General features: G+C 66.9%; 18 protein-coding genes and 1 pseudogene. 6 read left to right on the forward strand and 13 right to left on the reverse strand.

What is annotated here, in order from left to right:
* Positions 1–76: 76 nt before the first annotated feature.
* Positions 77–1,342 carry a uroporphyrinogen-III C-methyltransferase gene (gene cobA / locus NIBR502772_RS18890; protein WP_141141318.1) on the reverse strand — a complete coding sequence of 422 codons (1,266 nt, stop codon included), beginning with the start codon at positions 1,340–1,342 and terminating at the stop codon, positions 77–79.
* Between the two features lie 134 nt (positions 1,343–1,476).
* On the opposite strand from cobA, the pseudogene NIBR502772_RS23150 reads away from it, so the two are divergent.
* A pseudogene (locus tag NIBR502772_RS23150) lies at positions 1,477–1,527 on the forward strand (hypothetical protein); the annotation flags it as partial.
* A gap of 110 nt (positions 1,528–1,637) precedes the next feature.
* On the forward strand, positions 1,638–1,808 hold the full coding sequence (locus NIBR502772_RS22880) for a hypothetical protein (RefSeq protein WP_246848587.1): 171 nt from the start codon (positions 1,638–1,640) through the stop codon (positions 1,806–1,808).
* Here the strand turns inward: NIBR502772_RS22880 and NIBR502772_RS18900 are convergent.
* The 10 genes from NIBR502772_RS18900 to NIBR502772_RS18945 form a co-directional block, all read right to left on the reverse strand.
* Positions 1,805–2,551 (reverse strand): DNA alkylation repair protein, encoded by a 747-nt coding sequence (locus tag NIBR502772_RS18900; protein ID WP_141141320.1) that lies wholly within the window; start codon positions 2,549–2,551, stop codon positions 1,805–1,807. The genes NIBR502772_RS22880 and NIBR502772_RS18900 overlap by 4 nt on opposite strands.
* Before the next feature lie 254 nt (positions 2,552–2,805).
* On the reverse strand, positions 2,806–3,771 hold the full coding sequence (locus NIBR502772_RS18905; protein WP_141141321.1) for an ABC transporter permease: 966 nt from the start codon (positions 3,769–3,771) through the stop codon (positions 2,806–2,808).
* A complete protein-coding gene (locus tag NIBR502772_RS18910) occupies positions 3,761–4,486 on the reverse strand; it encodes an ABC transporter ATP-binding protein (protein WP_141141322.1) in 726 nt (241 codons plus the stop codon). Before NIBR502772_RS18910 ends, NIBR502772_RS18905 begins: the two co-directional genes overlap by 11 nt.
* Before the next feature lie 37 nt (positions 4,487–4,523).
* Complete coding sequence (locus NIBR502772_RS18915; protein WP_141142161.1) at positions 4,524–5,660, reverse strand: ABC transporter substrate-binding protein; 1,137 nt, start codon at positions 5,658–5,660, stop codon at positions 4,524–4,526.
* Between the two features lie 112 nt (positions 5,661–5,772).
* Entirely contained in the window at positions 5,773–6,939 is a 1,167-nt protein-coding gene (locus NIBR502772_RS18920; protein ID WP_141141323.1) for an RtcB family protein, read from the reverse strand.
* A 108-nt stretch (positions 6,940–7,047) separates the two neighbouring features.
* Positions 7,048–8,469: a sulfate adenylyltransferase subunit 1 gene (locus tag NIBR502772_RS18925; protein ID WP_141141324.1), complete on the reverse strand. Its 1,422-nt coding sequence runs from the start codon at positions 8,467–8,469 to the stop codon at positions 7,048–7,050.
* Positions 8,470–9,417 (reverse strand): sulfate adenylyltransferase subunit CysD, encoded by a 948-nt coding sequence (gene cysD, locus NIBR502772_RS18930; protein ID WP_058931586.1) that lies wholly within the window; start codon positions 9,415–9,417, stop codon positions 8,470–8,472.
* The gene (locus NIBR502772_RS18935) at positions 9,414–10,169 is read right to left on the reverse strand and encodes a phosphoadenylyl-sulfate reductase (RefSeq protein ID WP_332762350.1); all 756 of its coding nucleotides are present in this window, start codon (positions 10,167–10,169) and stop codon (positions 9,414–9,416) included. The genes cysD and NIBR502772_RS18935 overlap by 4 nt, the downstream gene beginning before the upstream one ends.
* Entirely contained in the window at positions 10,166–11,911 is a 1,746-nt protein-coding gene (locus NIBR502772_RS18940) for a nitrite/sulfite reductase (protein WP_141141325.1), read from the reverse strand. The genes NIBR502772_RS18935 and NIBR502772_RS18940 overlap by 4 nt, the downstream gene beginning before the upstream one ends.
* A gap of 142 nt (positions 11,912–12,053) precedes the next feature.
* Complete coding sequence (locus NIBR502772_RS18945) at positions 12,054–12,788, reverse strand: sirohydrochlorin chelatase (protein ID WP_141141326.1); 735 nt, start codon at positions 12,786–12,788, stop codon at positions 12,054–12,056.
* A gap of 61 nt (positions 12,789–12,849) precedes the next feature.
* On the opposite strand from NIBR502772_RS18945, the gene NIBR502772_RS18950 reads away from it, so the two are divergent.
* Positions 12,850–13,560: a trimeric intracellular cation channel family protein gene (locus NIBR502772_RS18950; RefSeq protein ID WP_141141327.1), complete on the forward strand. Its 711-nt coding sequence runs from the start codon at positions 12,850–12,852 to the stop codon at positions 13,558–13,560.
* A 13-nt stretch (positions 13,561–13,573) separates the two neighbouring features.
* The gene (locus NIBR502772_RS18955; RefSeq protein ID WP_056344779.1) at positions 13,574–14,002 is read left to right on the forward strand and encodes a hypothetical protein; all 429 of its coding nucleotides are present in this window, start codon (positions 13,574–13,576) and stop codon (positions 14,000–14,002) included.
* A gap of 161 nt (positions 14,003–14,163) precedes the next feature.
* On the opposite strand, the gene NIBR502772_RS23155 is transcribed toward NIBR502772_RS18955, so the two are convergent.
* Together NIBR502772_RS23155 and NIBR502772_RS18965 are read right to left on the reverse strand one after the other, a co-directional pair.
* Positions 14,164–14,517, reverse strand: a complete 354-nt coding sequence (locus NIBR502772_RS23155) for a hypothetical protein (protein ID WP_168223574.1) — start codon at positions 14,515–14,517, stop codon at positions 14,164–14,166.
* Positions 14,514–15,611, reverse strand: coding sequence for a LacI family DNA-binding transcriptional regulator (locus tag NIBR502772_RS18965; RefSeq protein WP_141141328.1), 1,098 nt, complete (start codon positions 15,609–15,611; stop codon positions 14,514–14,516). The genes NIBR502772_RS23155 and NIBR502772_RS18965 overlap by 4 nt, the downstream gene beginning before the upstream one ends.
* A 250-nt stretch (positions 15,612–15,861) precedes the next feature.
* Here NIBR502772_RS18965 and NIBR502772_RS22885 point away from each other — a divergent pair, with 250 nt between their 5' ends.
* Both NIBR502772_RS22885 and NIBR502772_RS18975 read left to right on the forward strand, forming a co-directional pair.
* The gene (locus tag NIBR502772_RS22885) at positions 15,862–16,191 is read left to right on the forward strand and encodes a transposase (RefSeq protein WP_246848828.1); all 330 of its coding nucleotides are present in this window, start codon (positions 15,862–15,864) and stop codon (positions 16,189–16,191) included.
* Between the two features lie 299 nt (positions 16,192–16,490).
* Positions 16,491–17,822 carry a GDSL-type esterase/lipase family protein gene (locus NIBR502772_RS18975; protein WP_141141329.1) on the forward strand — a complete coding sequence of 444 codons (1,332 nt, stop codon included), beginning with the start codon at positions 16,491–16,493 and terminating at the stop codon, positions 17,820–17,822.
* Positions 17,823–17,838 lie beyond the last annotated feature (16 nt).

Here is a 17,838-nt window from a genome sequence, read left to right on the forward strand (position 1 = left end):
TTATCTTCTGCATCGGTTGCTCCGTAGGTGCCCTTTTGAGCCTTCATAAGGGCAGTTGCGGAGCAATCGATGGATTTCAGGGGGTTAGAACTCGGGTGGTACGGGGCTTGTTCGGGGTGGTGGTGCTGTAGTCCGCTGTCCTGAAGTGCGACGGCGCGAACGGGCTGACGCGGACAACGTCACCGATCACAATCACAGCAGGATTTGCGACGCCGGTGGCTTCCGCCTGGTCGGCGATGGAACCGAGGGTGCCGATCGTCACGCGCTGATTCGCCAGATAGCCGTTCTCAACGATGCCAACTGGAGTGTCCTGAGGCAAACCGGCGCCGGCCAGGGCAGCGGCGGAATCCCGAAGTGCGGCCACGCCCATCAGCAGGATGATGGTGTGATCTGCACGGGCGGGGACCTCGGACAGCTCCTCGTGGCCGGTGACCACACTGAAACCCTTGGCCAGGCCGCGGTGGGTCACGGGGATGCCGGCGGCGGCCGGGACGGAGATCGCGGACGTCACGCCGGAAACCACTTCAACCTCGACGCCGTGCTGCCGGCAGTATTCGGCTTCCTCGCCGCCGCGGCCCAGGACGTACGGATCGCCGCCCTTGAGCCGGACCACGCGGTGCCCCTTCAGGGCTTCGTCCACAAGGATGCGGTTGATCTCGGACTGCGGCACGGGATGGTGGCCGGGAGTCTTGCCCACCTCGATGACGCGGACGTCGGGGGCAAGTTCGTTGAGCAGTCCGCGCGGGCCGAGGCGGTCTGCCACCACGACGTCGGCCTGGCCGAGCAGCCTGCGGCCGCGGACGGTGATGAGGCCGGTGTCGCCAGGTCCGCCACCCACAAGGGCCACGGAGCCCCGGTGGGCACGCTTCCGGCGCAGCGGGAGGTCGCCGGTCTCCAGCGCGGTGGCGACGGCGTCACGCAGGGCCATGGCACGGCGCGGGTCGCCCCCGGCGTTCACGGCGATCTGCACGTCATCAACCACAGCGACGGCGGGCGTCCACGCGGCTGAGGCTTCGTGGTCGGAGGCGTTGACGCACCAGATGCGCTGCGCCTCGGCATCGGCCGACACCTGGGTGTCCACGGCGGGATCGCCGGTGGCCGTCTGGACGAACCAGACGCCGTCGACGTCGGAGGGAAGGTAAGTGCGCGGCTCCCAGGTGAGGAGGCCGGCGTCGGCCAGTTCGCGGAGCGCGGCGGAGGCAACGGGAGCCACGACGGTGACCCGGGCACCGGCGTCGAGCAGACCCTTGGCGCGGCGCGCTGCCACGGGGCCGCCACCCACCACCAGCACGGGGCGGCCGAGCAGCCGCAGCGCTGTGGGGTAAATATCCTGAATTGCCATGAATCAACGGTAGGGCCGCGCCGTTTCACCAACAACGGCAGTGGAAACACCAGTTCACGTAAGGTAACCCTGCGTCACATAGGGCTGGGCCGCCGTCGGGGCGCCGGCGTGGGGCAGATTGGCCGTCAGGAACGATGCACACCCATCCGGACTCCGACGAAACGTTGTACATCCTGGCCGGCGAGATCCTCATGAACATGGACGGCACGGAGCATCGCGTCGCCGCAGGTGGCGTGACACCATTGCACCCAGGGGTGTCCCGCACGCTTTCAAAGTCCTCCAGGAGGGGACCCGCGTGCTCTGCCTGCACACCCCCGGCGGCGCCCAGGCCTTCTACTTCGGCGCGAGCGAACCGCTCAATGACGGCGCAGGAGCAGGACTTGTGGACTTTGACCGCATCCGTGAATCAGGGCAGCTGAACGGCGGCATCGAGATCGTCGGAGCGCCGCCGTTCCCTGCGGGTTAAGCCTTCTTCAGCCGCAGGTAGTGTTCCCGCGCCGGCTTTTCCAGGTGTTCTATCGCGTAGCGCAACGCCGTCCGCGGCATCGTGGCCGCGTGAACGTCGAGGAATTCCAGCAGCCGGGGCCGGTCGCTCCTGCCGGCGTCGCGGAGCCAGCCACCAGTAGCCTTGTGGATCAGATCCTCTTTGTCGTCCACGAGTAACTCAGCGATGGCGAACGTGTCGTCCACGTCGCCGGTCCGCAGAAACCACGACGTCGCTACAATGGCCGTCCGCCGCTCCCACAGGTCGGCCGAGCGAGCCAGGCGGTAGAGGATGTCGCGGGGCTTGTCGGCCAGCCAGCCGCCCACAACCCGTCCGGCGCCAAGGTCCACGAGGTCCCAGTTGTTGATCCGGTCATGCCGGCGCAGGTACAGCTCGTAAAGACTCCGGCGGAGGTCCTCGCTGGCCTTTTTGCCCGACGCCTGGAGTGCCATGATCTTGACGGCGCCGGCCCTCGCTTCATGGATGTCCTGGTTCAGGAGTGCCTCGATCTGCGGCAGATCCATCGCGACGAACTCCTTGCCGAGGTCGAAGACCTGTCCCATCCGCACGCCCATGAAAAAGTCGCTTTCGGCATAGTCTCCCGGGCCCATCTTGAAGTAGCGCTCATACTTCCGTTGTTCGGCGTCGGACCGCAGCTCCTGCAGCCGGGCCAGGAACGCGGCGGCGGCTGCAGTGGGATGGGGCGCTGGAGATCCGGATGCCATGGCGCCAGTCTGCCAGACGCGCTGCCACGCCGTCGTGGGGCACATTGGCGTGGATTTAGGCGCAGACCATCCCAGACCGCGGCGCGTCCGTGTCAAAGTGCCTCACTTCGGCGGGTCGCACCAACAGACGGCAGAGCCCGACGCCGGGACTCGCCGTCGGGCTCTGCTGGGCACCAAAAAACCAACGCGGGGTCAGATCCGGACCAATAGACGGTGGCTATTGGGCCGGATCTGACCCCGCGTTGGAGGGAGGGTCAGCGGGTGCTTCCCGAGAGAAGGCCGCGGCTCCGGAGGAGGCGCTTCTCGATCGGCGCGAACACCAGCAGCTCGATGAGGATGCCGACGGCCAGGATCAGCAGGATCGCGGCCATTACAACCGTCATGTCGGACAGTATCCGGCCTTGGTCAAGCAGCGAGCCGAGGCCGAAGCCGATGGTGCCGCCCACAGCGATGATTTCCGCGGCCATAAGCGACCGCCAGGAGAATGCCCAGCCCTGTTTGAGCCCGCCCAGGTATCCGGGAAGTGCCGCCGGCAGGACAATCTGCACGGCCATCTGGAAACGGTTGGCACCCAGGACCGTGCCGACGCGGCGGTACTGCGGCGGGATCTGGTCCACGCCGGAGATCAGCCCGTTGATGATGGACGGGATCGCACCCATAAAGACCACGAAGTAGACGGTGGCATCCGTGAGGCCGAACCAGATGATGGCCGCGGGCACCCAGGCTACGGACGGCAGCACCTGAAGGCCGGAAATCAGCGGCCCGAAGGCACGGCGCAGCGGCGCAACCTGGGCCAGCAGCAGCCCCACCGGCGTGGCGATGGCAACGCTGATCAGGAACCCGACCAGCCCGCGCTGCAGCGAGGTCCACACCGCTTCCTGCAGCTTGGCCTCGCCCCAAAGCGCGCCGATCTGGCCCAGGACGTCCAGCGGACCGGGAACCAGGTCGCGGCGTTTGAGGCCCAGGGAGACGTAGAACTGCCAGATCAGGACCAGCACCACCAGGGCGGCAACGGGCAGGAGCACCCGGCTCCAGTCGATCCGGTGCTTGCGCGCGGCGTCGGACTGGAGTGAATCCAGCCCGGCCTCGAGCTCGCGCAGGTCCTCATGTCCGGTGGAAGTCCGGGTCAAGGCGGCGTGGACTTTGCGGGTTTCCGGCATGGCCCCGAGAGGCTCTACCGCCGGTTCGGTCTCGGCGAGGGGCGTGGGGTTATTTGGCATGGCGGCGAATCTCCTCCCGCAGCCGGGCGGTGATGACCCCGGTCAGCTGTCCGGCCAGGCCGGCGTCGGTTCGGTGTTCCTCGGTGACGGCCCATTCCTGGACCACGCGGCCAGGGCGGGACGACAGCAGCAGCACACGCTGGCCCAGCCGCACGGCCTCGCGGACGTTGTGGGTCACAAAAACGATGGTCCGCCCGGTTTCCTTCCAGATGCGTTCCAGCTCGTCGTGCAGCAGGTCGCGGGTGATGGCGTCCAGGGCCGCAAACGGCTCATCCATCAGCAGCAGCTGCCGGTCCTGCGACAGGGCACGGGCCAGTGCCACGCGCTGGCGCATGCCGCCGGAAAGCTCGTGCGGACGCTTGTCCCCCGCCTCACCGAGGTGCACCAGTTCGAGCAGCTCGTTGGCCTTGATCCGGCGTTCAGCCTTCCCCACACCGCGCAGCTTCAGGGCCAGCTCGATGTTCTCCCGCGCCGTCAGCCAGGGGAAGAGGGCAGCGTCCTGGAACATAAAGGCTGCTCCGTCGCTGGGTACTTCAAGGGCGCCCGACGTCGGGACCTCCAGTCCCGCCATGATGTTCAGCAGGGTGGATTTGCCGCAGCCGGACGCACCGAGGAGGGCTACGAATTCGCCCGCGCCGATATTGGCGTTGACGTCGTCCAGCACCGGGGCGCCGTCGCCGAAGCGCTTGCCCAGGTTTTCCAGTACGACTGGCATGGTCCCGTCCTTAAGTAGTTGGTGCGGTAGGTGGCGGTCAGTCCTGGCCGAGGCCGGCCGCGGAAACCCGTTCGGCGGTCCCGGTGACTTCGTTCAGGGCACGGAGGTCGAACAGTCCGGTGATGTCCGACTGCTTGGTGGTGCCGGCTTTCACCCCGTCTTCGAGGAGCTTGGGGTAGGTTCCCGCGAGCGGATCCACCGTGAAAACCACGTTCTGCAGGGCTCGGTCAAGGACATCGGTGGGAAGCGCCGCGCCTGCCGATTCCTGCAGGGCGTCGTTGATGAGGCTTGTTTTCTCTGCTGCAGGCGTGTCATTCAGCCAGGCCACGGACTCCACGTGGCCGCGCAGCAGGGCTTTCACGGTGTCCGGGTGCGCGGCGGCGAACTTCTTGTTCACAATCAGGATGGTGGTGGGGAACTGGCCGGCCTTTCCGGAGAGCGAGCCGTCCCAGAGGTCCTTTTCGTCCACCAGGACCTTGGCCCCGGCGGTCAGCACCAAACGGGACGCCCACGGCTCAGGCAGCCACGCGCCGTCGAGCTTTCCGTCCTGGAACAGTTTCAGCGCCTGGGCGTTCTCCGTGGGGTTGATGGCGACGTCGCCGCTGCCGTCCACATTGGTTTTGTAGCCCTGCGAGCCGAGCCAGGCACGGAGCGCCACGTCCTGCGTGCCGCCGAGCTGCGGCGAGGCCAGCGTCTTGCCCTTGAGCTCGGCCGCGGAAGTGATCTCGGGACGCACAACCAGCTGCGCGCCACCTGCGGCGGCGCCCGCGATGACGCTCACGGACTCCCCCTCGCTCTTGACAAACGAGTTGATCGCGGGATTCGGGCCGATGTATGCCGCGTCGATGGCACCGGCGTTCAGGGCCTCGATCGCGGCAGGTCCGGCGTTGAAAGTTTCCGTGCTGAGCTTGGTGTCGCCCAGATTCCGGGCCAGGATCCCCTGCTTCACGCCCACGAGGGCGGGGGCATGGGTCAGGTTTCCGAAATAGCCCAGCTTCAGTTCTGCGGCCGGGGTGGGCGCCGGGATGGCTGCCTCTGCCGCCGTATTACGCGAAATGGACGACGCCACTACCGCGCCGGCGGCGATCAGGAAGACGAGCCCGATCGCCAGGGCCGCCTCGACGGCACGCTTGCGCTTGGGTACTGCGCTCTCGCCTGCCACGATGCGGGTCATCCCGGGCTTGGAACTAGTCATTGTTTCACCATAGGGAGTGACATAAACCCATTCAATGAAGCAGAAACGGGGGGTCACGCGGGTTCATGCAGCGTCACATTCCGGGCCCGATTCAGTCCCCCTTGACGTTGATCAGCTGCCGCAGTTTGTGCCGCACCTTGACCAAGTCCGCGGCGTCCCTCATCACCACATCGATCGGTTTGTACGCCGCCGGAATCTCGTCGATGAACGCCTCGGTGGCGCGGAACTCGATGCCCTGCATGGCCGTCTTCAGCTCGGCCAGCGAGAACGTTTTGCGGGCAGAAGTCCGGGAATACTCGCGCCCGGCCCCGTGCGGGGACGAGTTCAGCGAGACGGGGTTCCCCAGCCCCTCCACTACGTACGACGCCGTCCCCATGGACCCGGGGATAAGTCCCGGATCGCCGTGCTCGGCCCTGATCGCCCCCTTCCGCGATACCCACACGGACTTGCCGTAATGGGTCTCCTGCTGGGTGAAGTTGTGGTGGCAGTTAATCCGCTCGCGCTCCTTGACATGGCCGCCTACCCAGTGCCCGAACTGAGTAATGACGCGGTCCATCATTTCCTCGCGGTTCAGGAGGGCGAAATGTTGGGCCCAGCGTAGTTCCTTGATGTACCGGGCGAACTCGCTGGTACCCTCCTCCAGGTAGGCGAGGTCCGGGTCGGGCAGCCTGGTTCCGCGTTTGCGGTTGACCTGCTGGGCGACGCCGATGTGGTGCTGCGCGATCTTGTTGCCGACGCCCCGCGAGCCCGAGTGCAGGAACAGCCAGACGGCATCGGTTTCGTCGGCAGAGACCTCGATGAAGTGGTTGCCTGATCCCAGCGAGCCCAGCTGAAGCTCCCACTTGGCCAGATACTGGGCCGGGTTGAAGCCGGCCTGCGCCGCGAGCTTCCGGAGCTCGGCGAGGCGCGGTTCGGCGGTGTGCTGGACGCTCCGGTTGTTATGCCCGGCGGACAAGGGAATGGCCCGTTCGATGTCCTCGCGCAGCCGTTTGCGGTCCTTGGGCAGGTCCTTGACCGAGTACTGGGTCCGCACGGCGATCATGCCGCAGCCGATGTCCACGCCCACAGCGGCCGGGATGATGGCGCGCAGGGTGGGGATCACCGAGCCCACGGTGGCGCCCTTGCCCAGGTGCGCGTCCGGCATCAGGGCCAGGTGCGGGTAGATGAACGGCAGCGTGGATGTGGCCAGCGCCTGCTCCCGGGTTTTGGCGTCCAGGATCGATGCCCAGCTGATGAGCTTGGGGTTGATGGTTTCCACGCTTCGCCTCCCACTGTTAAGGATACGAAAACGACGAAACCGCGGCTTGTTCGCAAACCGGCCCGTGAGGGCCAAAATCTGCGAACAGGCCGCGGTTCCGGCGGAAACTCAGATCGAGTAGCGCTCGTCCTCATGGTCGCCCGGGTGGTCCTTGACGAGGCCCGCGGCCAGCGTGTTGCCGTCCAGGGGGTCGATGACAAGGAACGCGCCGGTGCGGCGGTGGTGCAGGTAGTTCTCCAGCGGCAGCGGCGCGGCGAGCCGGAGTTGCGCGTGGCCGATGTCGTTCAGCTCCAGGCTGGACGCGCCTTCGAGCTTGAACGTGGCCAGGTCCAGCTTGCCGCTGACGCTGCGGACCAGCGCCTGGACGGTGCGGGTGCCGTGCTTGACCAGCACCTTGGCCCCTTCACGCAGCGGCTTCGGGGACAGCCAGCACAGCGCGGCGTACAGGTCGGCGGTGGACTCCCGGAAGGTCCCGGCGGCGGCAATGGTGTCACCGCGGGCGACGTCGAATTCCTCGGCCAGGCGGATCGCCACGGACTGTGGGGCGAACGCTTCCTGCAGGGACTCGCCGGCGAAATCAATGCCGGTCACAGTGGTGGTGCGCGGAGCCTGTCCGGGGGTCAGCACTGACACTGAATCCCCTACCTTCACGGAACCCTCGGTGATCTGGCCGGCGTACGCACGGTAGTCACGGTAGGCCTCAACATCCAGGCCACCGGCAACGGCGTCGGGAGCCAGCGCACCCTGCGGCCGGATGACCAGCTGCACGGGGAAGCGGAAGCTCTCCAGCTGAGTGTCGATCTCGTCGGCGGCCGGCAGGGTCTCGAGGACCTCCAGCAGGGCCGGGCCGTCGTACCAGGGGGTGCGTTCGGACCGGTCCACCACGTTGTCGCCGTCGAGGGCGGACACCGGGATCACCAGCAGGTCATCGATGTGGTCCGCGCTGCCCAGCTCGGCGGAGCCGATACCCAGTTCGCGGGCCACCTGCTGCACGTCGGCCTGGATCTCACGGAACACGGACTCGCTGAAGTCCACCAGGTCGATCTTGTTCACGGCCACAATCACGTGCGCCACCCGCAGCAGCTGCAGCACGGACAGGTGCCGGCGCGTCTGCTCCAGGACACCCTTGCGGGCGTCAATGAGTACGACGACGGCATCCGCCGTGGACGCGCCCGTCACCGTGTTTTTGGTGTACTGGACGTGCCCGGGGCAGTCGGCCAGGATGAAGCTGCGCTGGTCCGTGGCGAAGTAGCGGTAGGCCACGTCGATGGTGATGCCTTGCTCCCGCTCGGCGCGCAGGCCGTCGGTCAGGAGGGCCAGGTCGATGCCGCCTGCCGCGCCCCCAAATCCGCGGTCCGCGGACGTGCGGGCAACGGCGTCGAGCGTGTCGGCAAGAATCGCTTTGGAGTCGTGCAGGAGGCGGCCCACCAAAGTGGACTTCCCGTCGTCGACCGATCCGGCGGTGGCGAAACGGAAAAGGGTGGTGGGCAGGGCTGTTTCCAGCTCGGCGGCCAAGGTGTCGGTGCTCATTTAGAAGTAACCATCCTTCTTGCGGTCTTCCATGGCGGCCTCGGAGATGCGGTCATCTGCACGGGTGGCGCCACGTTCGGTGATGGTGGAGGCGGCAACTTCGATCACGACGTCGCTCACGGTGGCTGCGTCCGACTCAACCGCACCGGTGCAGGACATGTCGCCCACGGTGCGGTAGCGGACGGTCTTGACGATGACTTCCTCGTGCGGCAGCGGCTGCGAAACTTCGCCCACCGCACGCCACATGCCGTCGCGGGCAAATACTTCCCGGTCATGAGCGTAGTACAGGCCCGGCAGCTCGATGTTCTCGCGTTCGATGTAGCGCCAGATGTCCAGCTCGGTCCAGTTGCTGATGGGGAACGCGCGGACGTGCTGGCCCACGGTGTGGCGGCCGTTGTAGAGGTTCCACAACTCGGGGCGCTGGTTGCGCGGGTCCCACTGGCCAAATTCGTCGCGGAGGCTCAGGATGCGCTCCTTGGCGCGGGCCTTGTCCTCGTCACGGCGGCCGCCGCCGAAGACGGCGTCGAACTTGTTCTGCTGGATGGCGTCCAGCAGGGGAACGGTCTGCAGCGGGTTGCGGGTGCCGTCGGCACGCTCGGCCAGTTCGCCACGGTCGATGAACTCCTGAACGGAGCCGACGACGAGCTTGAGTCCCAGCCGCTCCACGGTGCGGTCGCGGAAGTCGATGACCTCGGGGAAGTTGTGGCCGGTGTCCACGTGCAGGACGGGGAACGGGACCTTGCCCGGCCAGAACGCCTTGGTGGCCAGGTGCAGCATCACCACGGAGTCCTTGCCGCCGGAGAACAGCAGCGCTGGCTTCTCGAACTCGGCCACGACTTCGCGGATGATGTGGATCGCTTCGGACTCGAGGGCGTCCAGGCTGGAGAGGCGCGTAGAGACGGCGGCTTCAGTCACCTGGGTGGTCTCCTCAGTTAGGAAAGTGCTCATACGTGTAGTCCGCATTCTGTCTTGTCGGTGCCTGCCCAGCGGCCGGCGCGGGGGTCGTCTCCGGGCGCCACCTTGCGAGTGCAGGGCTGGCAGCCAATGGAGGGGTAACCCTGGGAAAGCAGCGGGTTGACGGGTAGGAGGTTGTCGTCGGAGTACTGGACCAGCTGGTCGAACGTCCAGGCGGCCACAGGGTTGACCTTGACGAGGCCGTTGACCTCGTCCCAGGTCACCAGCGGGGTGTTCGTCCGGGTGGGGGCCTCGTCGCGGCGGACGCCGGTGAACCAGAGTTCATAGCCGGCCAGGGTGCGGCGCAGCGGGGCCACCTTGCGGAGGGCGCAGCACTGGGCGGCGTCGCGGGCAAAGAGGTCCTTGCCGAGGAGCCGGTCCTGCTGTTCCACCGTGTTCTCGGGAAGCACGTCCACCACGTTGACGCGGAGGTTCGCGGCCACCTCGTCACGCGTGGCGTAGGTTTCCGGGAAGTGGTAGCCGGTCTCCAGGAACAGGACGTCGACGCCGGGCATCTGGTCCGCGACCAGAGCCGGAAGGACGGCGTCGGCCATGGAGCATGCGACGGCGACCGCTGAGAGGTCGAAGTTGCGCTCCACCCAGGCGATCACGTCGCGGGCGGGGGCGTCCCAGCCGAGCTCGGCAGCGCCGGATTCGGCGATGATCTTCAGCTCGTCGTGGGTGCGGAGTGCCGGGGTTTCGACAGGCTCAACCACCGGGTCGACTCCCAATGCGTGCTTGCTCACTGGAGGGCCTCCTCGTCTGCTGCGTGGGCCCATTCGGCGAAGGTCTGGCCTTCGGAACGCTGGGCCACGAACGTGCGGACAACGCGTTCCACGTAGTCCGGCAGGTCCTCGACGTACACCTTCAGGCCGCGGACGGTGCGTCCCAAACCAGCCTCTTCGCGGCTGTTGGAAGCCAGCCCGCCGCCCAGGTGAACCTGGAAACCCGGGGAGGGGTCGCCGTCGGGCGTTGGCAGCATCATGCCCTTCAGGCCGATGTCCGCGGTCTGGATGCGGGCGCAGGAGTTGGGGCAGCCGTTGATGTGCAGGGACAGCGCGTGCGGCAGTTCGCCGGACTCCGCGAGGTCCGCCAGGCGGCGTTCCAGGTCAGCGACGGCGGTGGCGGCCGTGACCTTGGTTTCCACGATGGCCAGCTTGCAGTATTCGATGCCGGTGCAGGCGATGGTGCCGCGGCGGAACACGGACGGGCGTGCGGAGAGGCCCAGGGCGTCCAGCTCGGCAACCAGCGGTTCCACGTGGTCCTTGGCAACGTCCAGCACTACGAGTTTCTGGTGCGGGGTGGTGCGCAGGCGGTAGGAGCCGCGGGCCTCAAGGGTATCCGCGAGCTTGATCAACTGGGCGCCGGACAGGCGGCCGGCCAGCGGGGTGGCGCCGATGAAGAATTTTCCGTCCTTCTGCTCGTGCACACCGATGTGGTCGCCCGGCGTGGTGGGCTTGGGCGCGGCGGGACCGTCGGCCAGCTTGTAGCCCAGGTATTCATCCTCGAGGATCTGGCGGAACTTCGCCGGTCCCCAGTCGGCCATCAGGAATTTCAGACGGGCCTTGGTGCGCATGCGGCGGTAGCCGTAGTCGCGGAAGATGCTGGTGACGCCGAGCCAGACTTCGGCGGCTTCCTCGGGCTTCACAAAGGCACCGAGGCGCTTGCCGAGCATCGGGTTGGTGGACAGCGCGCCGCCGGCCCAGAGGTCGTAGCCGACGCCGAGCTCGGGGTGGCGGACGCCTACCAGGGCGAAGTCGTTGATCTCGTGGACCACGTCCTGGCTGGGGTGGCCGGTGATGGCGGTCTTGTACTTGCGCGGCAGGTTGGACAGCAGCGGGTTGCCGATGAAACGCTCGCCCAGCTCCGCGATGAGCGGCGTGGGGTCGATGATCTCGTCCTTGGCGATGCCGGCCACGGGCGAGCCCAGGATGACGCGGGGCACGTCGCCGCAGGCCTCGGTGGTGGACAGGCCAACACCCTCAAGCCGGTTCCAGATCTCGGGGATGTCCTCCACCCGGATCCAGTGCAGCTGGATGTTCTGGCGGTCCGTGAGGTCGGCGGAATCCCGGCCGAAATCAACGGAAATCTGGCCGATGACGCGCAGCTGCTCGGTGGTCAGCGCCCCGCCGTCGATCCTGACCCGGAGCATGAAGTACTTGTCTTCCAGCTCGTGCGGCTCGAGCGTGGCGGTCTTGCCGCCGTCGATCCCGGGCTTGCGCTGGGTGTACAGGCCCCACCAGCGGAAGCGGCCGTGCAGGTCCTGGCTGGGGATGGCGTCGAAGCCTTCCTTGGAGTAGATGGTCTCGATACGCTCGCGCACGTTGAGGCCGTCGTCTTCCTGTTTCCAGGTTTCGTTGGCGTTCAGCGGGGTTTTGCCGTCCACTTTCCACTGCCCGTGCGGCTTTGCAGCAGGGCGGGAGGCACGCGCGGGGCGTTTGGCGGCGGCGGGGTCCACGGACGCTCCGGCTAGAGCTGTATCAGTCATGCATCGACTGTAGGTGCCCGCCGAAGCGCGTCACAAAGGTCCGGAAACGGGAGGTCACCTAGGGAAACAATTCGTCACGAACCGCCGAAGAGCCTTGAAGAAGGCCGCCCGCTGTGCTTGGTTGCGGTTGCCGTACGGGCGGCTATTGACCGTGTACGACGGCGGCGTCGAACCGTTCCAGGGCGATCTCGGCGAGCACCGGGGACGGCAGCAGTGGTTCCGTCACGAGATCGGCGCCGGCTTTGGCCAACTGGTCGTGGAAGAACCCCGGCGCGAGGAGGTAGGAGGCAATCACCACGCGGCCGCCGTCGTCCACGGCCCCCGCGGACTCCCCCGCCCCGGCGCCCCCGGCCAGTTCCAGCCGAAGAATGGCGACGGCGTCGGGCACGGACGGCTTCGCAGAGGCACCGTACGCGGGCAGAATCCGGTTGCGCCGCAGCGCCCTGAGCTGGTCGGCGAGCTCTTCTACGCTGGCGGCGGCGTTGGGATTGGAGGACCCGGCGGCGGCGAGGACAATCGCGTCGCGGTCCGTGACGCCGGCCTCCCGGAGGCGCTGGTCCAGCAGTGCCGCGAGCCGCGGGTCCGGGCCGAGCGGCGCTGCGGCGAGGCTGCCCGGACGGCTTTTCACAGCCCGGGCGATGTCCACCTTGACGTGATATCCGACGCTCAGCAGCAACGGCACGACGACGGCCTTGTCCTCTTCCGGCAGGCCTCCCACCACGTCCACGAGGTCCGGCTGCTGAACGTCCACGTAGGCCTCGCGAACGTCAAGGCCCGGGCGCAGGGCGGCGATGTTTGCGCGCAGGGCGTTGACCTCCGCGGCGCCCTGAGTGCTGGACGTCCCATGGGCGCAGGCGATCATGATCGGGTTGTTCATAGGGGCTAGCGTAACGTTGGAGCCGCCCTGTCCGCCCACCATGAAACCGCCGGGACCCCTCATGACATTGCCGTTCGACACATTGCCGTTCGGCATCGACCTTGTATGGCTTGACCTGGCCGGGGTCTTCTTCTTCGCCGTCTCCGGGTCCCTGTTGGCGGCACGGAAGCAGTTCGATCTGGTGGGGTCGCTGCTGCTGGCGTCACTGGTCTCCCTCGGCGGGGGCGTCATCCGCGACATCATCCTCAACACCACCCCGGCGGCCTTCTCCAACCCCGCCTATTTGGTGCCCCCGGTGCTGGCCACCGTCCTGGTGTATTTCCTGTACTCCAGCGTGCAGCGGTACACCTCGCTGCTGGTGCTGTTCGACGCCGGCGGGCTGGCCCTCTTCTGCATCACAGGAACGCTGAAGGCCCTGGCCCTAGGGATGAATCCGGTGGCCGCCATGCTGCTCGGCGTCACCACGGCCGTGGGCGGCGGCCTGCTGCGGGACATCACCGCGAACGAGGTGCCCCAGCTGTTCAACCCCCGCGACCTCTACGCGCTGCCGGCCTTCAGCGGGGCAGCGTTGACTGCTCTGCTCTGGGTCACCGGGGCCTTCAACGTGCTGACAGCATGTGCGGTGGCGGCCGTGGTGTTCGCTTTCCGTGTGGTTGCCTGGCGCCGGTCCTGGTATGTTCCGCTCGCCGTGCACGGCTGGCACCGGCGGGGCTCCGGCGGCGGGAGCCCCGGTGGCGGCTTCGGCAGCGGCTCGGGAGCAGGCCGCAGTTAGTTAGGATATGAGCATGACTGACATGTTCCTCGAGAAGTTCCGCGCGCTTGTTCCGACGTATCTCGAGGACGAATGGCAGGAAGAAGATGGCCTGCCCGCGGACGAACTGGACGCGGCCCTCGCCGAGCACCAGTTCCAGGTTCCCCTGGTCCTCCGCGAGTTTTACCTGGCGGTGGGCGGCTGCGAGGACATCATGGAGGCCTACCACTACTTCTGGGATCCCGAAGAGCTGGAAGTGGATGACGAAGGCTTCCTGATGTTCCTTGAGGATGAGGAAGAACAGTTCACCTGGGGCTTCCGCGTAGGCGACCTCGGCATTCCAGACCCCATCGTGTACCGCCGCAACAACGCCCGCGGCCAGTGGAAGAGCGAAGAAGGCACCTTCTCCGAGTTCGTCTTCGACATGTTCGAGTGGGCCTTCAACGACGAGGAAGAAAACTAGGGTCCTCCCGCCCTTCCCGCCGTCTTTAGGCATGCTCCCACGGTGTCAGCGGAAAAATCTTCACGGCGGTCGCAGCCGCGGACCATGCAGCGTGGACTTCGGTCGGCGTAAAGGCCCCTGGAAAAATCGGTCGGCCTGCCGCCACGGCGGTGGCAATGATGTCAACGTTGGTGACGGGGTGACGGGGTGACCAGAAATCCTGCTCCTGCGTCGAGGGCCTGTTCCGCCTCCGCGACGCACGCGACTGTCCCGATACCGATTTCGGTGCCGGTGCGATGCAGCAGATGAGGGAGAGCCTCCAACGTGCCCGGTGTCGTCAGCGTGAGCTCGATGGACCTGATGCCGGACGAGACGAGGACATCGATGACTCTTTCGTAGGCGCTGGCATCTGCGGCGCGAAGAACGCTACGATCCGACTGCTTACGAGCACGTGCGGAGGCGGGACTCGTTCCCGGGACGTAGTGAAAGGGAGGTCCATGGATTTCCTTTTCGTTAATGACGTGACAGCAGGTCACTTCGGGTTCGCTGCCGGTACTACCAGGGCAGGGACTTGCGCACGGAGCGGGGGCGGTGCCGTCGAGGCCCGGACAATCAGTTGGGGAAGCAGCAGCACCGATCGTCCTGGCTCGCCGGGATCACCGCTGTCGTGCGACACTGCCTCTGCTATGGCAAGTTTGGCCATCCGGGCCAATGGTTGGCGCACCGTGGTGAGAGGTGGATCGTAGAGATCGGCCAGCACGATGTCATCGAAACCGACGACCGATACGTCTTTGCCCACCGTCAACCCCACATCCCGCAGGCCCCGGCAGAAGCCCAGGGCGGTCATGTCGTTGATGGCGACCACGCCGGTGGGAGGTTCCACGTTTCCGGAGAAAAGCGAGTGGGCCGCACTGCGTCCGACGTCCGCCGCGAAAACATCCCCGAACGGGACGTCCTCACGGTCTGACGATGCAGGCATGTCTTTGACATCGAGTCCGGCGGCTTCCAGCGCGCTGACAAAGCCGCTGTATCGGCCTGCCCTGTTGACGGATCCCAATGATCCGGCAATGAAGGACAACCGTCGATGACCCAGTTCGATAAGGTGGCTTGCCGCGATATAACCGCCTACAACATTGTTGATGCTGATGCTGACGACAGATTCGGGATCGTTGGGCTGGGTCGGGCGGTCAAAGGTGACCAGCTGCAGTCCTTGTTTCACAAGGTCTGTCAGATGATCCAGCGACGGCAGCGACGTGCACAGGACGATCCCGCGGACACCGTTGCCCCAGAGTTCCTGAACGTATGCCCGTTCCCGCTCGGCAACCCGCTCACTATTACACAGCAGCACGCTACACCCGACGGCGAGGGCGGCCACTTCGAGCTCGTGTGCGAAGGCACCCCAGAAAGGGTTCCCGACGGACGGCACAATTAGGCCAATAGTCTGTGTCCGGCCGGTCCGCAGCTGCCTGGCAGCACGGTTAGGTCGATAACCGAGTTTCGCAATGGTTCTTTCGATCCGCTCGCGCGTTGCCGGAACCATACGGTCCAATCGGCCGTTCAGATAATTCGAAACGGTGGTCGGCGAAACCTCAGCCTCCCGCGCGACATGCTGGATTGTCACGCGACCCATTCAGACCCCTCCACGTAATTATTGCCCTTCATGTGGGACAGTCTTATTGCCCTTCCGGTGGGACAGTTGTTGCATTCACTGTATCGATTTATCGCGTAAAAGTCACCAAGTGACCTCCGCCACCTCATGCTGGGACCAAGAGTCTCAAGGACGGCTGATAATTTCCCTTGACAGGCCTGAATCAACGTCGGTAATCTCGATGCATCGTTACACTGGAATACTCCGCCTTCTGGCCGAAATCGGGGTCGACATGTCCCGCTTCCCGACCGCCGGGCACCTGTGTTCCTGGGCGAAGTTCTCCCCGGGTATCACTTCCTCCGGGGGGAAGATCAAGGGCAACGGCTCGACCGGGCACGGCAACCGTTACCTCGCCCGCGGTGCTCGGGGAGACGCCCGCGTTGCTCGGGGAGACGCCCGCGGCTCGTGCGACATCCTGGATCGTGACTCCGGCCATGTGGTCGCGCATCTCCTCCGTCGAGTGCGGCTGCGACCGACGCCAGAGATGCCATCGTTCGGTGCGGCCACAGTGTATCGATCAACTGCCGATCACGATATAGCCTATCGCCGCCAGCCTCTGTGACGAAGGCGCGAGAAGGGCCGCCGGGCCACACGGAAGACCCAGGGGCAGGCCTGTTCCCTGGGATCGTACGGTTTGAGGACGTGGCGGTCGGTGTAGCCAGGCCGGCAGGATCGGGCTTGACCTGGGCGCGACGGCGCCCTAGGGTGAGTGCATCGTTACACCAGACGGGTTGCTCAAGGCCCGGATGGTCTACCGCCTAGCGAGATCAATGCCGATCGAAAGGGCAAAGCCATGGAGTACAGCTGTCGCAGCTTCCTCGCGGCCATGGGCCTCGTGATCCTCGACCAGACGGAGGACGCGTGACCAGCACCGCACCGCTCGCTCGCCGCTCCCTGCTCGTCGGCGCACTGGCCTCGACGGGATCGCTGCTCGTCGCGCCCGCCGCGGCTGCCGCCGTCGCTACGACGACGTCCACCGGACCGCCGTCGGACACGACCCGCCGCACCGTGGCGTGGGTCCCGTCGTGGACCACCGCGCACATCCGCCCGACGACGAACGACCCGCTGGTCCTGGGCGGTGTCACCGACCGGACCATCCGTCACGTGCTGCGGCTCACCGCCGGGACCGGGCCGGGCGGGCCGAACGGCACGGGTCGTCTGCGCGTGCGTCTCGCGGGCACCTTCTCCACGGCGCCCGTGCGCATCGGCGCGGTGACCGTCGCCCGCCGTTCCCCCGGCCTTGTCGGCCCGGGAGCCGCCGTCGACCCTGTGACCGTGGCCGTCGTGACCTTCGGCGGGGCGAGGGACGGGCTGCTCGCCGCGGGCGCCACGCTCGTCAGCGACCCCGTCGAGCTCTCGGTGCCGGACGCCGGGGACCTCGTCGTCAGCGTGCACCTGCCCGGACCGACCGGCCCGCTGAGCTTCCATCGCAACACCCACGCGACCGGTTACGTCGGCACGGGAGACCTCACGGCCGACCCGGGCGAGGGCTTCGCAGCCGGCGCCGAGACGACCCGGTCCGCGGTGCTGCTGTGCGGTGTCGACGTCGAGCGCCCGGGTGTCCCCGGCGTCGCCGTGCTGGGGGACTCGATCACCGAAGGCGTCGGCACGCCCGACGACGCCGACCAGCGCCTCACCGACCACCTGGCACGGCGGCTCGCGGAGCGGGGCGGGGCGGTCGGGGTCGCGAACCTGGGCATCAGCGGCAACCGTGTGCTGCTCGACGACGAGCGCTTCGGTCCGAGCGGTCAGGCGCGCCTCGACCGGGACGCGCTCGCGCTGTCCGGGGTGGACGCGCTGCTCGTGGTCCTCGGCGTCAACGACCTGCAGCAGCCCCCGAGCCAGACCGATCCCGAGGTGATCCTCGCGGGCTATCGACAGATCGCGCTGCGCGCCCGTGACCAGGGGCTCCGCGTGGTCGGCACGACGATCACGCCGTTCGGCGGCTGGCAGCGCTGGACGCCCGCCCTGGAGCAGGAGCGGCGGTACGTCAACGCCACCCTGCTCGGCGCGGCCGGGACCCGACGCACGGGAGCGTTCGACGCGGTCGTCGACGTCGCGGCCGTGCTTGCCGACCCAGCCGACCCGTCCCGCCTGCTGCCCGCGTACGACAGCGGTGACGGCCTCCATCCGAGCCCTGCGGGCGCCGCCGCCATGGCCGCGGCGGTCGACCGCCGCCTGATCCTCGGCTGACCGACCTTCCACACTC

Source organism: Pseudarthrobacter sp. NIBRBAC000502772 (assembly GCF_006517235.1).
GTDB lineage: Bacteria > Actinomycetota > Actinomycetes > Actinomycetales > Micrococcaceae > Arthrobacter.

Excerpts from the sequence above, each read along its gene's own strand:
- cobA (WP_141141318.1), bottom strand. The coding sequence starts at position 1,342 with ATGGCAATTCAGGATATTTACCCCACAGCGCTGCGGCTGCTCGGCCGC.
- NIBR502772_RS18900 (WP_141141320.1), bottom strand. The coding sequence starts at position 2,551 with ATGGCATCCGGATCTCCAGCGCCCCATCCCACTGCAGCCGCCGCCGCG.
- NIBR502772_RS18905 (WP_141141321.1), bottom strand. The coding sequence starts at position 3,771 with ATGCCAAATAACCCCACGCCCCTCGCCGAGACCGAACCGGCGGTAGAG.
- NIBR502772_RS18910 (WP_141141322.1), bottom strand. The coding sequence starts at position 4,486 with ATGCCAGTCGTACTGGAAAACCTGGGCAAGCGCTTCGGCGACGGCGCC.
- NIBR502772_RS18915 (WP_141142161.1), bottom strand. The coding sequence starts at position 5,660 with ATGACCCGCATCGTGGCAGGCGAGAGCGCAGTACCCAAGCGCAAGCGT.
- NIBR502772_RS18925 (WP_141141324.1), bottom strand. The coding sequence starts at position 8,469 with ATGAGCACCGACACCTTGGCCGCCGAGCTGGAAACAGCCCTGCCCACC.
- cysD (WP_058931586.1), bottom strand. The coding sequence starts at position 9,417 with ATGAGCACTTTCCTAACTGAGGAGACCACCCAGGTGACTGAAGCCGCC.
- NIBR502772_RS18940 (WP_141141325.1), bottom strand. The coding sequence starts at position 11,911 with ATGACTGATACAGCTCTAGCCGGAGCGTCCGTGGACCCCGCCGCCGCC.
- NIBR502772_RS18945 (WP_141141326.1), bottom strand. The coding sequence starts at position 12,788 with ATGAACAACCCGATCATGATCGCCTGCGCCCATGGGACGTCCAGCACT.
- NIBR502772_RS18950 (WP_141141327.1), top strand. The coding sequence starts at position 12,850 with ATGACATTGCCGTTCGACACATTGCCGTTCGGCATCGACCTTGTATGG.
- NIBR502772_RS18955 (WP_056344779.1), top strand. The coding sequence starts at position 13,574 with ATGACTGACATGTTCCTCGAGAAGTTCCGCGCGCTTGTTCCGACGTAT.
- NIBR502772_RS18965 (WP_141141328.1), bottom strand. The coding sequence starts at position 15,611 with ATGGGTCGCGTGACAATCCAGCATGTCGCGCGGGAGGCTGAGGTTTCG.
- NIBR502772_RS22885 (WP_246848828.1), top strand. The coding sequence starts at position 15,862 with ATGTCCCGCTTCCCGACCGCCGGGCACCTGTGTTCCTGGGCGAAGTTC.